The following is a 15185-nucleotide window of genomic DNA, read 5'->3' as shown; positions in this document are numbered from 1 at the left end:
AATAAGATGAGTGTTGAACGGGATATAAATTATAAGGTAGGTAGTGAGAGATTAGTAAAGCTTACAGAGAAAGCCGCTGCTCAGCTATCTGGCTTATTGACTCGACAAAAAAGGCCGGAGGGCGCTCTCCGCGTTGCTATAGTTGGAGGCGGATGCTCAGGACTTCAATATAAAATGGATCTGGTAGATGGTCCAGCTAATAGAGATATCTTGGTATCTTCACGAGAGGTCAAAATTGTGGTAGATCCGAAGAGCGCACTTTTTGTGAGCGGATCTGAAATCGACTTTAGTGATGATTTGCAAAAAGGTGGTTTCAAAGTGACTAACCCAAATGCAGAAGCACATTGTTCTTGCGGGGAGAGTTTTAGTGCTTAATGAGTGCTTTTTCAGTTTTTAAGGAAAATCCTCGTCCGTACCTTGATATAGAAGTCTTGAAAGAGAAATTTCATGAACTTCGTCAACATTGTCAGGATGATAATATGGCAAAGGATATAAATGCAGCTTACCAAACCTTATCTGATTCACGGCTTAGACTAGTCGAGTTATTGAAGCATGAGGGAGAAGATATTTCTTCAACCGCTGATCAGGTGCCAGATTCTTTGGCGGATTTATTTATGCGGGTTGCAGGAGTTTTTAGATCGGTTGATAGCGTGCTTGAGGAGACTCGAGAGGTAAGCGAGTTAGAAAGAGCTCTAAAAGCAGAAGAGTTAGTAGAGTCTATGGATGCTTTGCAAGAGTTATCCGTTCAGCTAGGTCAGATAAGAGCTATTTTAAAGAAAGATTTAAAGGTATTAGATAAATTGTGGATTGAGGGTAAGAAGGATTTCAAGCTCATTAAAGATCTGATGTTACGGGAATCTTTCTTAAGTAAGTGGGAGAAGCAGATGGAAGAAAAGATATTTCTTGTAGGACAGCTATTGTGAACGATGAGGTAATTATTGGTATTGATTTAGGAACGACTAATTCCGCAGTAGGGGTAATAGACAGTGGATTTCCAGTCCTTATTCCAGATAGTCATGGAGATAAGCTGACCCCCTCGGTAGTAGCCTTTAAGAAGGATAGTGGATTCATAGTTGGAAAGGATGCAGTGAGAATGATGTCTCACAAGCCAGATGAGGTTTTTTATTCATCAAAACGTTATATGGGAAGACGTTTTGGGGATCTTACGGGAGATGTGTTGGCTGTTTCTTATCAAGTTGGCCGAGGCGATGGTGATACTGTTATTTTAAAGGCCGGATCAAAACAGATGTTGCCAGAGGAAGTAGCAGCCCAAGTCTTATTAAAGCTAAAAAGTGATGCCGAAGTTTATCTTGGTTGCGATGTTGGTAGATCGGTCATCACAGTGCCTGCATATTTTAATGACGGTCAGAGGCAGGCCACTATTAGAGCAGGGGAGTTAGCGGGGTTGAAGGTCGAGCGTGTGATTAATGAGCCTACTGCGGCAGCACTAGCGTATGGTCTAAATCGTGAGAAAGACGAGCTGAAGGGTATTGTTTATGACTTGGGTGGTGGGACTTTCGATGTTTCAGTCTTAGAATTGAATAAAGGAGTTTTTGAGGTCTTGGCGACTCATGGCAATACCCAGCTAGGGGGAGATGATATTGATGGGGCTCTTTCAGATTGGATTCAATCACAGGTGGAAGACAGTATGGGGGACCAATTACTCTCTGAAGAGTCTGCGCAAATAAGATTGGAAGCAGAAAGGGTGAAATGTGAACTTTCAGTGAGTGATGTGTCGATGCTTAGTCTGCCATTTTTACGCAATGGCTTTAGTTTTGAGAAAGAGATTACACGAGGTGATTTAGAGCGCTTAGCCCGCCCAGTTATCGAGAAAACTAAACAGCATTGTTTAAGAGCCTTGCAAGACAGTAAGCTAAAATTAGATCAGCTAGATAAAGCTATTTTAGTAGGTGGGCAAACGCGAATGCCGCTTATCCAAGCTTTAGTTGGTGATATTTTTGGCTTGGTGCCAGATACCAGTATTCATCCGGATGAAGCGGTGGCATTAGGGGCCACGATTCAAGCAGGTATGTTGAGTGGCGCGATAAGCGATATTACCCTTTTGGATGTGACACCGCTCTCCCTTGGTGTTGAAACTTTTGGAGGGCTTATGAATGTCATCATCCCACGTAATTCGACTATTCCTATTAAAGCTGGTGAGCTTTTTACTAATGCTGTTGACGCGCAGAGTTCTATGGCAATTAAAGTCTTACAAGGTGAGCGAGAGCTTGCAAATGACAACTGGTGTATTGGTGGTCTCGAGATTCCCTTTAAACCAGGCCCTAGGGGAAGTGCTAAAGTTGGAGTTCAGTTTGAAATTGATGCCGATGGGGTACTTCAGGTTTTAGCTCGGGATGTTGAGTCGAATAAAGAGGAGGTGCTTCGGATTAATTCGGCCGTCGATGTAAGTAATGAGGAAGTAGAGCGCATGGTCTCAGAATCTGTAGATTACGCATTTGAGGACATGAATGAGCGTAGGTGGATAGAGACGAATATGAAGGCAGAGAGGCAAATGAAAGCTGCCATGACGGCTTTGAAGATGTTGAAAGGCGAGGTTGAGGAGACTTGCGCAAAAGAGTTAGAACTTATCCTTGGACAGCTCAAGCAAGCTCAAAAAGAAAAAAACCTGACAAAACTTAAACAACAATTAAGAGAACTCGATGAAAAGACTCGTCCTTTAGCAGAGAAGTTAATGGATCGAGCGCTAGAAGCTGCTTTGACCAAGAAAGGAGTACTGTAGGTTCTAAATTTTCATCCTGGTTGTAATATATTCTAAGTCAACGGGTTAGAATTCCTATGCTGCTGTCTAGGTAGATTTAGTTACAAGTGCTTTAATGATGTATATTCCCGTGGATGTGGGCCTTTTGCGAGAATCCACTGCTAGAAGCGTAAAAAGATTGACGCTTTTTAGGTCGTTGTACTACTGTAATTGATGATCATGACGCTTCATTCCCTATTGCGTGCTTTTTTCACAGCTACACTCATAGTCTGCCTGATGACACCGCAGGCCTATGCGCAGGATGTTAAAGTAATTATTGATGAAATTGAAATTGATGATGTTAAGTCGGTTGGTCCAGGCGGTGGAAGGTCTCGAAACAATATTCTCAAGGAGGATTGGAAAGAGATTGAAGTAGAGTTTACGGTGGAAAGTGATGGAGATAGTGATTTATTAGAGGAGTTAAGTTTTCAATTCTTCATTGCCGCGCTAGACGCACTCAACAATGATGAAGAGGTGACTCTCATAGGGGAGAGCAATTTTATCAATGTCCCAGTTGGAGGAGACCAATTAGTAGCCATGTATCTATCCCCGACGGCCCTACTACGTTATGGAGGTGAAAAAATGGGGGCTAGTTTTTTCAAAAAAGGAGGAATAAAAGATTTTAATATACATGTAAAGGCGTTAGTCAGGGGGCGTGAAGTTGGCAGTAAGGACTTCATCATTTCGGATTTTGATGAAAACTGGTATCGCCAAGGCAAGCAAGTCCGTGATGCCTTAGTTGAGGCAAAAGATTCACCCTGGTGGACTGCGAATGCATTACTTTATAATCAGTACAAGCCTCTTAACAGATAATAATACCTTTGGGGTAGGAAGAAAGTGCCTTCAGGAAAAGTTCTAACTGTTGATCTGGGGTCAAACTCGCTGAAATTGGCCGAGTTTATAGTGGACTCGAATGCACGTTTGACTTTGCAGAATTACGCTGTTGAAGATCTGGGTATAGATCCTAACAAAGAACAAGATCGCAATCCTTTTCTGTTGCAGAGTTTGCAAAAGGCGCTCCAGAGAATCGGCTTTTCTTCTGGTAAAATTCATTGTTGTGTCTCCGGGCATTTTGTTTTCACGAGATTTGTTAAACTTCCCGCTGTGGCTCCTGAGCAGTTAAGCCAGATGATTGTTTTTGAGGCTCAGCAAAATGTGCCTTTCCCTATTGATGAGGTCGTATGGGATTATCAAATCCTAGGACGTGAGGGAGCTCCGGATACGGAGGCGCTCATAGTCGCCATGAAAGGGGATCTTGTTGAGGATATAGCAGGCTTGATGTCAGCTTCGAATTTAAAGTTAGGTTGTGTAGATGTAGCGCCTCTAACTATTATCAACGCATTTAAATATAACTATCCTGATAACCCGAGTTGTAATCTGATCATAGAAATAGGGGCAAAGAGCTCTAATCTTATATTCGTAGATGGTCACCAAGTTTTTTGCAGAACAGTTCCTATAGCAGGACACCTCATTTCTCAAAATATATCAAATGAGTTCCAAGAGCCGTTTATCGCTTCCGAGCTGCTTAAAAAAGGTAAAGGATTTGTCGGTCTTGGTGGAGCATACCAGGACCCTGATGACGCAGCCGCTGCCAGGATTTCAAAAATCGCTCGGGGCATCTTTTCTAGACTACATGCAGAGGTAAGTCGATCTATTAGTTTTTATCGAAACCAACAAGGAGGTAAAGCTCCTGAGGCAGTATATTTGTCAGGTGGAACGAGTCTAATGGCCTATTCAGATATATTCTTTAATGATAAATTGAACTTGCCTGTAGAATTTTTCAATCCACTTAGAAACGTTATAGTCTCACCAAATATTGATAGTCAAAAATTAAATGGGGAAGTCGGTTTGCTCGGCTCGTTAGTAGGACTTGCCTTGCGCGAATCTGGGGATGTGCCAGTTGAGATTAATTTAGATCCTCCCTCCTTTTCTGCTAAAAAGGATCAAGGAAAAAGGATGCCTTTTATCTGGGCTGCTGTTGCTGTATGGATTCTTTTTTTCCTGATAACAGCTGGAACTAATATGTTCATGGCTATGCAGGTTGATAAAATAATTTTGACTTTAAAATCTGAGTATAGCCAAAAAGACCGATTTCGCAAAGATATTGACGATGTCAAACTAAAGTACGATCTCGCAAAATTAAAAGTAGACTCTGCTCTTAAACTTAAGCAACAGCGTGATTTTTGGCCTGAACTCATTACAAGCTTGCAGGGGGCAGTTTCGCCCGGTTTATGGATTACAGAAATAAATCTTACATACAATAAAGCTGAAGATGAAGATTCCGTTCGTTCAGCTAGAAATGTAGAGTTGCCTCACGTGGAAGAGATACCACAAAATTTGCCAGTGGCGCAAACTCGTACAGGACGGCCGCGATCTGGTGCGTCACGGAATCGTCAGGATCGGCGAAGTGCGTCTCGGCAAGCTCCAGTTGAACTTAACTTAGCTCCTAAAGGGGAGGTATTGATCATTCGTGGGCTATTCGAGCGAGGAGAAAAACCTGGTATCGTCAACAGCTTTGAAAATAATCTTAAAGACACGGACTATTTCAGATCTGAGGATGCCAAGAGTGTTGAGATCGTGAAGCGCGAAAAGCCAGAGAAAGACAAGATAGCCCTAGAGTATCTAATACATGCTCGGTTTAATGAAGAGGAGCAACCAGATCTGACGCCATGAAGGATATCCCCAAACATCTTCAATTATTTATAGGGGTTTTTGTAGTTGTAGGGCTAATGGGTGGTGCAGGATGGTTTTTTAGCTCGCAACAGCTTGATAAGGCGAATGAATCAAAGAGAAGTATACAAAGTAAAATCCGCGGACTGGAGACAAGTGGTGCGTATCCGAACGCAAAAAGCTTGGAGGAGATTAAAGTAAATCTTGAGCAAGCAGATGCATTAGCTGCGGAGGTTGTTCCGGTGCTGGAGGAAACAGAAGTGCTCTTTGATGAAATCATGGTTGGCGATAAAAAGGGGCTATCAAAAGACAACTGGAAGAAGCTTCTGTTTGAAAAAGGTGAGCAGGCGGATGCCAAAGCGAAAGAAAAGAGAGTGAGCTACGCGGAGGATTTTTTCTTTGGCTTTGCAAGATATCGCTTAGAGAGTCCTAAGAATGAATTTACTCTAGAATTAGGCCGGCAGATGATTGGCCTATTTACTTTAGCAGATATTTTGATTGAAGCCGGTGTTAGTGAGATCCTTAACTTCAAGAGAGTACTGGTTGAGAGCGGTACTGCCTTCGGGGATGAAGAATTGAAGGCAAAAGTATTACCCGGTGGCCAGGGGCTTTACTACGTTTACCCTTTTGAGATTGAGTTTATTGCCTCGCCTCAAGCCCTGTCTAAGGTGGTGAATGGTATCGCAGCGTCCAAGCTAATTCTTGTGAGTCGCTTTGTATCTCTGAAAAATGAAATTGCTACATTCCCACAGAAAAATGATGTTACCAAACTCAATACATCACAGTCTGGAGATGAGGAGAGTGATAGTCTTCTATATCGTCAGATTGCGGGTCAAGAGAAGGTAAAAGCGCGAATCCGGGTGGATATGATTGTCTGGAAAGGTGAGCAAGGAATAGAAGAGCTAAATGCTAGAGTGCAAGAGGCTATGCAAAAGCCAAAGAGAAAATAAGTGGCGAAGAAATAGGTTATGAGCGCAGATAAAAAAATACTTCCCGAGCAGTTGGTGCTGATAGGGGTGCTCGTGCTAGTAACCATCGGCATGTTGACCAAATCATTTCTTTCTCACAAGCTTGCAGATGTTGTAAATAGAAATGCACCTCAAACGGTTGAGCCTTGGAATAATCAAAGATATGCGGGTCTGCTAGAGGGCCTCAAGTCATCTTCTCAAACGCCACCACTACAGCATCGCCTATTCGGGGCTAGGCTCATTGCTTATGCTCCAGAGACTGGGAAGATTGATGTTTTACTTCCAGATGTAGTTGACCCTGAGGGCATTCAGATCGGATGGAAACAAAAATATAATTTTTCAATTGAGAGTAAAATTGGCCATCTAGATCAAGATAACGATGGCTTTACAAATTACGAGGAGTATGTCCTTAAGACCAGCCCAGTAGATCCCCAAGATAGAGGCGATCTGAAATACAAGATTCGTGTAGTAAACTATGAGTATATACCTTTTCGTATGGTGTTTAGATCTCATAATAGAGAGCCAGGGGGAATCTATAGCTTCCAGATCAATCTTGTGGATGTGAAGACGGGAGATCGTTCCAGATTGGTAAAGATAGGGGATATGCTTGAGGACTACAAAATCGTAGATTTTAAAGAAGATGTAAAAGAGATTGTTAATCCTGCCACTGGAGGGAAGAAAACCGTAGACAATTCCACTTTAGTTTTAGAGGACATGAGGATTCCAGGACAAAAGCTAGTACTGCCGAAGGGTGAGCGAATTGATTCTCCGGAAAGTTGGGTGGAATTAGCATTGGATGTTCCCGATTTGGATATAGAGCCTTCCAAGGTTAGTAGAGGAAAAGAATTTCTTATAGGAGACAAAGCCTATAAGCTAGTGAATCCGGGATCAGAGGAGGGGGAGAGCCGCTTAATAGACATTTTAGATGTGGATACAGGAAAAAGAATTGTCATCCCTCAAAAAATACCTATTGGGACAAATGAATAAATTAGAATACTAAAGAATTTAAATCCTTGACCAATACATGTTTTTACCTAAAACTCAATAAAAATTCACATAAGATAAAATTAGGATCATAGTCATGAGCTGTCCCGATAAACCAAGCCTTTTGAAACTTTTTCTATTTACAAACTTAATCTTTATACCATTTAGTGCTTACACTCAGGATCAATCTTCTGCAAGTGTAGTGCAAGCAGAGTCTGTGGCGAGAATGGAGAAGATGCTTCTGCTAAAGCAGTCTTTAGATGAGGGCAATAAGCTTCTTGGCGCTAATGAGCTAACTAAGGCTCGTATGAGATTCCAAAGCATTATAGAAAACACTATGCCGGGTGGTCCTACTTCAGCAGTTCATAATGAAGCCAAGTTAGCATTGGGTTCGATCAATGCGCTACTAGCTGGGGAGGCTGAGGCCAAAGGCGATAAGGAAGCGGCATTAAGATACTGGACTGAGGCTGTTTCAGCGGTTCCCAGCAATAGCGAGTACCGCGCTAAGGTAAATGAATTGCAGCAGGAAGATTTGTCACTGCAAGAGCAATTTCAAGGAAGTACTGCTGCCACACCAGAGCTTGTAGAAAAGGTTTCAGAAGTGCAAAGACTTATCTTTGAAGGGGACCGATTCATGGAGACTGGGCAGTTAGATCGAGCAGTCAATAGATATAAAAAGGTATTGCTGATAGATCCTTACAATAAAACTGCTTTGAGAAGAGTGATTAAAGCTGAAGATGAAAAAATTACCGCCATTAACCTTCGCTATCATGCGGAAAGAGAAAAAGCATTTTACGAGGTTCAAAAAGGATGGAACATCGAGGTTACAAGGTCGGTTAGAGAACAGAGTGCCGTTGAGGTTCAAGGTAATCAACAAGTAGAAGATAATGCTATCGTTATTGAGAATAAATTAGAGAGCATTATCATACCTGAAATAACCTTTACAGAGATTGATGTCTCGGATGCCATAGAATACCTCGCCAGACAAAGTCGCGACGCTGATTCGGAGGGGCGAGGAATCAATTTTGTGCTGAAAACAGATCCTACCTTCATAGGTTCTGCCGAGGGCGGTGCTGAAGCTCCACCTTCAAATGTCAACAAAACGGTCTCTTTAGATATCAAAGGAGCACCGCTGCTTCAAATTTTAGAATACATTATGACCTTGACCAATCTTCAATATAAAATCGAGGAGCATGCGGTCTTTATTTTTCCAAATAACGAGACTAATGAAGTCATGAGTGTTAGAAGCTACTCTGTCCCTCCCAATTTTTTCAATACGCCACTCACAACAACAGATGTTACTATAGGTGCCACCACCGCTAGGACAGTTGAAGTAGCCTCTATAGATGTGAAGCAGGAATTAGAGAGTAATGGTGTTCAGTTTAGCCTGGGTGCAAAGGCCACTTATTTGCCAAGAGCTGCTAAACTCATTGTAAAAAATACCTTAGATCAACTGAATCTAATAGATCAGTTATTAGCCCGCCAAGATCCGAACAGTAAACAGATAGAGGTAGAAGCAAAATTTATTCAATTCAAAGAGGACAGCTTGAAAGATTTGTCATTTACCTATCAGGCTCTAGTTGATGGCATGCCGAATCCTTTTGACTTATTTTTTACAGAGGACCGCGGTTCCTTTGATCAGAACACCAATGAATTTTTAACAGATCCAGCTAATGAATTTGCTGATCCCTCTGGTGTCACTACGGGTGGTTTTTCAGCAGATGGATCTACTGCTCCAAATTTTGCTATCGATAGAGCTCAAACCGTAGATATCAATGGCACTGCTCTAGAGGTGGCCAAGGGTGGTGTAGCTACGGCCGGACTTAGATCGACTGCAGGTCTAGACAATGATGGTATTGATGATTTACTTGGTCAGACTTTAAGTTCGAGATCATCCAATACTTTTTCATTTAGCGGCATCATTGCTGAATCCGGTTTCAGAGCCTTAATTAGTGCAATTGAGACAAACCTGGGTAGTGATCTGATGGCTGCTCCTCGAGTTACGCTTATTAGCGGAGAAAGATCAAAGATAGATATTGCTAGGAAAATGTTATACCCAACCGAGTATGAAGCCCCTGAGCCTCTTCAGACCAATAATAATAGATCCGTTGTAACAAGAATACCGGAGCCAGGCGGACCATTAGCTTTTGAAAGTAGAAGTATCGGTATTATTTTGGATGTTAAAGCTACAGCTAATAGTGACCGCACAATAGACCTCGAGCTAAAGCCAATTGTGAGCGAATTTGATGGGTTTATCAACTATGGGGGAGACGTTTCCTCAGCTAACCCAGTAGACGCGAATAATCCTTTTGTTATTTTTGATGCGGTGGCTATTCAACCTGTCTTTACGGTTAGGAGTGTTGAGACGCAAGTAAAAGTGGTTGATGGTCAGACAGTTGTTATGGGTGGTTTTATTAGGGATGACGTTGAGGAAATAGAGGACAGAGTGCCCTTCTTTGGAGATCTTCCATTGATAGGAAGACTGTTTAGAAGTCAGACTACCAGAGATGTGAAGAGTAATCTCACATTATTTGTAACAGCACGACTGGTAAATCCCGATGGAACTCCCGAATTTTTAACCGAGACTGAGGAAGAATTGTTTATTTCAAATTAATCAAAAAGTGAAGCAAGTTATGTTTAAATCTCTTTTATTTCTTACTATAGCCATCCCGCTTCTGGGCGCGTTCAGTAGAGCTGTTGCCCAGAATGATCAAGCCTCATCTATCTTACAAAAGGAGTCAATAAGGAGACAAGAGCTGGTCCTAAGTGCGACAAAAGATCTCAGCCTGGCTCGAAACCTGATATTGGAAGGTAAATTCCAGGAAGCTTCGGAGCAAATTGATAAAATACTGGCTTCAGTTCCCAATACTGGGCCTGGAAAAGAAATACATACCCAGGCCAAGCGCTATAAGGCTAATATAAAAATACAGGAGCTAAATAAGTTGCTAGAGGAAAAGAACTGGTTTAAAGCAATTGAATTGGGGAAAGAAATTGTGAGTCTAGATCCAGATCAAGTTTCAGTTTATGAAATTATTGATGATGCGGAGAGGATTCTAGGCCTCGAGGATGGTAAAATTATCAATCCAGCCGTGGATGAGAGGTTTGTAAGAAATCTGAATGAGGTATCTGATTTAATCAAGAGAGGAAATGACTTGGTTTCCACAGGACAATATGACGAGGCGGAAAAACTTTTTAATAAGGTCATCTTTATTGATCCTTACAATAAGGTTGCGGCCAAAAAACTTGAAAATCTTCACAAGAAAAGAGCACACGCTATGGATATTGGCCGTAAAGCGAAACAGAAGGAAAATGCCAATATAGTTAGGAAAGCATGGAGTGATCGCCAGCAACAGGACGTGTTGGAAGAAGTGACACCGGTCACCAGGCAGCCTCTGCAGCGCAGCAATAAGTTTAATATCAACAACAAACTTAAAAATATTATTATCCCGGAGATCAATTTCAAAGGAGCTACTATACAAGATGCCGTTAGTTATCTGAAGCAGCAATCTCAATTTCATGATCCTGAGGGTGAGGGCATTGACTTCATTTTAAAAGACAAAGCGGCACAATCGAAAAATGCCTTTAGCATAAGTCTAAGATCTATACCTATCGGGGAGGCGCTACGCTATGTGACAACCTTAGCTGCCATGAAATATAGAGTAGAGGAATACGCTGTTTTTATCGTGAGCCTAGATGAACGATCAGAAGTGTTGGTGAGCAGAGAGTTTGTTGTAGATGCTTCTTTCTTTGAAGCTACAGGTGAGGTTACCGAGGATGATACAAGTAGCCGGCGTCGTAGAAGATCTAGCGCAGCTAGTGAAACGACCGTTTTATCTGATAGAACAAGAATTACCAAGTCCCTTGAAGACAAGGGAGTTGATTTTCCCGAAGGTGCTACGGCTTCCTACAGCCCAAGTAGAGGTATATTAACTGTTAGAAATACCCAAGATCAAATTGACTTAGTTGAGGAGCTGGTGTCGGTTACAAATTCAAGCGAGAATTTGCTGGTTAAAGTGGAAGCCAGGTTTGTGGAAATAAATCAAGAGGATCTGGTAGCTCTCACCAATAATCTAGCAATACAGGGAGATTTTCTAGGTGTAAGCTCGGTTCCTGGAACAGATCTGCTATTGGGAGATGCGGAAGTCAGAACTAACATGAAGGGAATTAGAAATTTCCGCCAAAATAGCTTGGATAGACAAATCGAATCTCGTTCGGCAGCGGATACAGTAGGGTCTGGTGGTTTTGACAATAGTGCAACTAATAGACTAGCTATTTACGGTCAAATTTCAAATAGCCATGAGTTGGCTTATATCTTAGACGCTTTAGATCAGAAAAAAAGCACGGACCTTATGACGGCGCCTTCTGTAGTAGTGAATAATAGCGTCAAAGGTGAAATCAAAGTGGTTCGTGAATTTATTTATCCTACCGACTTTGATGCTCCTCAAATTCAACAGGTAAGTGGAGATGTAGACGTAGGTGATTTGGTATTAGTGACAGGTGATTTTACTCCTGCAACTGTTATTCCAGCATGGCCTGTAGCCTTCCAGAAACAAGATGTAGGTGTTTCTATGACTGTCTACCCTGTTATTACCCCTGATAGGAAGAGGGTGCTTATTGAAATAGTTCCCGAAGTAGTTCAGTTTGATGGTTTCATTAACTATGGATCAAGGATTTTTGATGTAGTCGAGAATAGCGATAACACTTTTTCTTTGGCTCTAGCTAATGAGAATGCAATTAATCAGCCAGTATTTTCCATGCGCACTATAGAGGGTGCTAAACTCGAAATAGAAGATGGAAGGACTATGGTCCTAGGCGGTCTGATACGTGAAGATATAGATTTAGTTGACGAAAAGGTACCTATCCTAGGTGATTTGCCTTTGGTTGGAAGGGCTTTCAGAAGTGAAGCGGAAAGATCTATCAAGAAGCATCTCATGATCTTTGTTACCGTGCGCATCATACGTCCTGACGGTCAGCCATATAATCCAGAGGCATAGATCCAGCGCACGGGGCTATTATAAATATAAATGGCACTTGATTTAGTAAGCGTTACTTAACCTTGCCGAAGGGTTCAGCCTTATCGAGCTGTGGCGTCTCGAAGGTGCCATTTGAGCGATTACTTTCTTTGGCAAAGGATAGAAGAGCTGATCTTGTTTGACTGTTTTCAGTAGAAGAGGCTTCAACCGGTATATGGTAAATGCCGTCCTTATAATTAAAATGATAATGAAATGTGCCGTCAGTACTGAGATCTATTTCTTGCCCATCAATTCTTACTTTGGCCCCGGGCTTTGTTCCTCCATATATGATGAGCTCGGCATTGACGTGTAGGAAAAAATCTTCCGGTAATTCCATCATATGCCTGCTACCGAACCATGAGGACATATGAGGTGAAAAGCCCGGGCTTTCCCATTGCCCACTCGTGACAAGGTCAGCATACCTTCTGCGTAGCACTTCAGTCATTTCAAAGGACCCCATGTTGATTCGACGAACTACTTCGCCAGCCATAATTTCTAATAGTTTATGTTGCTCTCCTTGAGAGAGTCTACGCTTGGCCATAGTCTCAAATGGGAACGGATATCCATCTTCTTGCAGGCGTGACAGGGTATCAGCTAATTCCTCGCCCGGTAGGCTTTTGCCCAAGATAATCTCAGAGAGCTGTCGAAACGTGAAATTAAATGGTATAGTTACATACTTTACTTGAGTGTTTTGCGACATCTGGTCGGGAGGGGTAGTGGCGGTGCATGAGCGCGAAATGACAAAAAAGGTGCCATCGGGCTGGTAATAGCCTATTTCTGCGTAGAAACTTGTATTAGCTTTTTGCACATCTATGTGCCAGTCTCGGCTTCCGGGGTAGATCTGGGCTTGCTGCACGCGATGGCCATTTGTATAGCATAGCTGTATAAACACTTTATCATCATGAGCGGCATTTTCGTATTCTTTAATTTGGTTATACGAAAGGTCCCAGTAAGCAAACAGGTGGTATGGGTCACGTGGTGCCAGAAAGCATTTCCTGGTTTCATAGAAATCAGGAAGTTCCCCCAAGTTCTCATAGGCAGGTTCCACTTTGCTGTGAGTTGAGCTTGCTTCCTTTTGCTCTTTGCTACCTACATCAAACTTGCTGGCTACGGCTACAGCAATTCGATCATCACTTACAATTTCTGGGTCTGTCTTAACGGACTTGCTCTTATGTTCTGAGGTGGATTCTGTATGAGGCTCTTTAGTTGCTTTATTTGTAGACTTAGATTTCTCTGTTTTCTTAGACATGATTTCCTCTCACCAATTACCTTAAATTAAATAGTACAAGGATTTGTAATGGAAGCACAAAGTGTATGGAGTATTTTTAATTTCAGTACTCGCACTTTAAAATCTGTAATGGTTCTCATTAAAAGTTTTTAGTAATACCAAAAAAGCGACTATTTCCTTCTAGCCCAAGATAATTCTGCATAGTCTTAAAACACAATGCTAGCAAAGCGAGTTATTCCCTGCCTAGATGTCAAAGATGGTCGTGTGGTGAAAGGCGTTCATTTTAAAGGCTTACAAGATGCTGGAGATCCTGTGGAAAGTGCTATCGCATATGATAAACAGTACGCTGATGAGTTGGTCTTTCTAGATATTACCGCTTCCAGCGATAATCGGGCCACAATGGTTGATGTTGTAAAGAGGACTGTAGAGCGTGTCTTTATGCCAGTGACCGTAGGAGGTGGCATCAGAGAAGTTCAAGATATGAGAGTTATGCTAGAGGCTGGTGCTGATAAGGTTAGTGTGAACACTGCCGCTGTGAATAGACCAGAATTAGTAAAAGAGGGCGCCGAAGCATTTGGAACTCAAGCAATAGTAGTTGCAGTAGATGCCAAGCGAAAAATTGATGGGGGATGGGAAGTTTATACACATGGCGGTCGAACTCCAGTTAGGCTCGATGCGATAGAGTGGGTTCAGAGGGTAGAAGATTTAGGAGCTGGGGAAATTCTTCTGACGAGTATGGATGCGGATGGGACAAAAGCTGGCTACGATATAGAATTAACAAGAGCAGTTTCTAGTGCGGTGAATATACCTGTCATTGCTAGTGGTGGAGCGGGAGAGTTGCGGCATTTTAAAGAAGTTCTCATAGAGGGTAATGCCGATGCGGTGTTAGCTGCTAGTCTATTTCATTTTGAGATTTTAACCATTGGCCAGGTAAAAGACTTCCTCCATGAAAAGGGTGTGCCTGTAAGGCTCGAGCACCTCTGATACGAAATAGCGGTATGTTAGTGATAATTGATAATTACGATTCTTTTACATACAACCTTGTGCAGTATTTTGGAGAACTTGGGGCAGAGTTAAAAGTCTACTACCACGATGAAGTGTCTTTGGATGAGGTCAAAAAGATAAACCCAAAGCATCTTGTCATTTCTCCGGGTCCTGGTAGACCTGAAGAAGCTGGTATTTCAAATGAACTTATAAAAAGCTTGAGTCATAAGATGCCTATCTTAGGAGTTTGTTTGGGACATCAGTGTATAGCTCAAAGTTTAGGCGGGAGAGTCGTTAGGGCGGCTAATTTGATGCACGGCAAAACCTCTATGATATCGCATCAGAATAATGGTTTGTTTCATGGACTGACCAACCCATTTGAAGCAACAAGATATCATTCGTTGATCGTGGAGAGAGAGTCATTGCCAGTTTGCTTAGAAGTGACTGCAGAGACAAAAGAAGGTGAAATCATGGGTATTTGCCACACGTCCAAACCCTTACATGGTGTGCAATTCCATCCAGAGTCGATATTAACAAGGCAAGGAAAGCAGTTGCTGAAGAATTTTTTAGATCTATAAAGG

Annotated in this window: 12 protein-coding genes; 11 read left to right on the top strand and 1 reads right to left on the bottom strand. The window is 42.2% G+C overall.

Annotated elements, in window-relative coordinates:
* Positions 1–6 precede the first annotated feature (6 nt).
* From AAGA18_02305 to AAGA18_02265, 9 genes are all read left to right on the top strand, one after another.
* Positions 7–375: an iron-sulfur cluster assembly accessory protein gene (locus tag AAGA18_02305; protein ID MEM9444162.1), complete on the top strand. Its 369-nt coding sequence runs from the start codon at positions 7–9 to the stop codon at positions 373–375.
* 104 nt (positions 376–479) lie between these two features.
* Positions 480–923, top strand: coding sequence for a hypothetical protein (locus AAGA18_02300; GenBank protein MEM9444161.1), 444 nt, complete (start codon positions 480–482; stop codon positions 921–923).
* Positions 920–2740: an Hsp70 family protein gene (locus AAGA18_02295; GenBank protein MEM9444160.1), complete on the top strand. Its 1821-nt coding sequence runs from the start codon at positions 920–922 to the stop codon at positions 2738–2740. The genes AAGA18_02300 and AAGA18_02295 overlap by 4 nt, the downstream gene beginning before the upstream one ends.
* Before the next feature lie 198 nt (positions 2741–2938).
* The gene (locus AAGA18_02290) at positions 2939–3571 is read left to right on the top strand and encodes an Amuc_1102 family pilus-like protein (GenBank protein MEM9444159.1); all 633 of its coding nucleotides are present in this window, start codon (positions 2939–2941) and stop codon (positions 3569–3571) included.
* Positions 3572–3595: 24 nt separating this feature from the next.
* Positions 3596–5431, top strand: coding sequence for a pilus assembly protein PilM (pilM, locus tag AAGA18_02285; protein MEM9444158.1), 1836 nt, complete (start codon positions 3596–3598; stop codon positions 5429–5431).
* Positions 5428–6378, top strand: coding sequence for a hypothetical protein (locus AAGA18_02280; protein ID MEM9444157.1), 951 nt, complete (start codon positions 5428–5430; stop codon positions 6376–6378). Before pilM ends, AAGA18_02280 begins: the two co-directional genes overlap by 4 nt.
* A gap of 18 nt (positions 6379–6396) precedes the next feature.
* Positions 6397–7383: an Amuc_1099 family pilus-like system protein gene (locus AAGA18_02275; GenBank protein MEM9444156.1), complete on the top strand. Its 987-nt coding sequence runs from the start codon at positions 6397–6399 to the stop codon at positions 7381–7383.
* 94 nt (positions 7384–7477) lie between these two features.
* Positions 7478–9994 carry a hypothetical protein gene (locus AAGA18_02270; GenBank protein ID MEM9444155.1) on the top strand — a complete coding sequence of 839 codons (2517 nt, stop codon included), beginning with the start codon at positions 7478–7480 and terminating at the stop codon, positions 9992–9994.
* A 19-nt stretch (positions 9995–10013) separates the two neighbouring features.
* Complete coding sequence (locus AAGA18_02265; GenBank protein MEM9444154.1) at positions 10014–12374, top strand: hypothetical protein; 2361 nt, start codon at positions 10014–10016, stop codon at positions 12372–12374.
* 52 nt (positions 12375–12426) lie between these two features.
* Here the strand turns inward: AAGA18_02265 and AAGA18_02260 are convergent, their stop codons facing one another.
* A complete protein-coding gene (locus AAGA18_02260) occupies positions 12427–13641 on the bottom strand; it encodes a DUF4912 domain-containing protein (protein ID MEM9444153.1) in 1215 nt (404 codons plus the stop codon).
* Between the two features lie 195 nt (positions 13642–13836).
* Between AAGA18_02260 and hisF the strand changes: the two genes are divergently transcribed.
* Positions 13837–14604: an imidazole glycerol phosphate synthase subunit HisF gene (hisF, locus tag AAGA18_02255; protein MEM9444152.1), complete on the top strand. Its 768-nt coding sequence runs from the start codon at positions 13837–13839 to the stop codon at positions 14602–14604.
* A gap of 14 nt (positions 14605–14618) precedes the next feature.
* Positions 14619–15182: an aminodeoxychorismate/anthranilate synthase component II gene (locus AAGA18_02250; protein MEM9444151.1), complete on the top strand. Its 564-nt coding sequence runs from the start codon at positions 14619–14621 to the stop codon at positions 15180–15182.
* Positions 15183–15185 lie beyond the last annotated feature (3 nt).

The sequence above is a fragment of the Verrucomicrobiota bacterium genome (assembly GCA_039192515.1).
In the GTDB taxonomy this organism is placed as follows: Bacteria; Verrucomicrobiota; Verrucomicrobiia; order Methylacidiphilales; family JBCCWR01; genus JBCCWR01.
Note: the sequence above shows the minus strand (reverse complement) of the source record. Positions and strands in the feature narration are given on the sequence as shown.

Coding starts and splice junctions, on each gene's coding strand:
- hisF (MEM9444152.1), top strand. CDS start 13,837: ATGCTAGCAAAGCGAGTTATTCCCTGCCTAGATGTCAAAGATGGTCGT.
- AAGA18_02260 (MEM9444153.1), bottom strand. CDS start 13,641: ATGTCTAAGAAAACAGAGAAATCTAAGTCTACAAATAAAGCAACTAAA.
- AAGA18_02290 (MEM9444159.1), top strand. CDS start 2,939: ATGACGCTTCATTCCCTATTGCGTGCTTTTTTCACAGCTACACTCATA.
- AAGA18_02300 (MEM9444161.1), top strand. CDS start 480: ATGGCAAAGGATATAAATGCAGCTTACCAAACCTTATCTGATTCACGG.
- AAGA18_02305 (MEM9444162.1), top strand. CDS start 7: ATGAGTGTTGAACGGGATATAAATTATAAGGTAGGTAGTGAGAGATTA.
- AAGA18_02270 (MEM9444155.1), top strand. CDS start 7,478: ATGAGCTGTCCCGATAAACCAAGCCTTTTGAAACTTTTTCTATTTACA.
- AAGA18_02280 (MEM9444157.1), top strand. CDS start 5,428: ATGAAGGATATCCCCAAACATCTTCAATTATTTATAGGGGTTTTTGTA.
- AAGA18_02250 (MEM9444151.1), top strand. CDS start 14,619: ATGTTAGTGATAATTGATAATTACGATTCTTTTACATACAACCTTGTG.
- AAGA18_02265 (MEM9444154.1), top strand. CDS start 10,014: ATGTTTAAATCTCTTTTATTTCTTACTATAGCCATCCCGCTTCTGGGC.
- AAGA18_02275 (MEM9444156.1), top strand. CDS start 6,397: ATGAGCGCAGATAAAAAAATACTTCCCGAGCAGTTGGTGCTGATAGGG.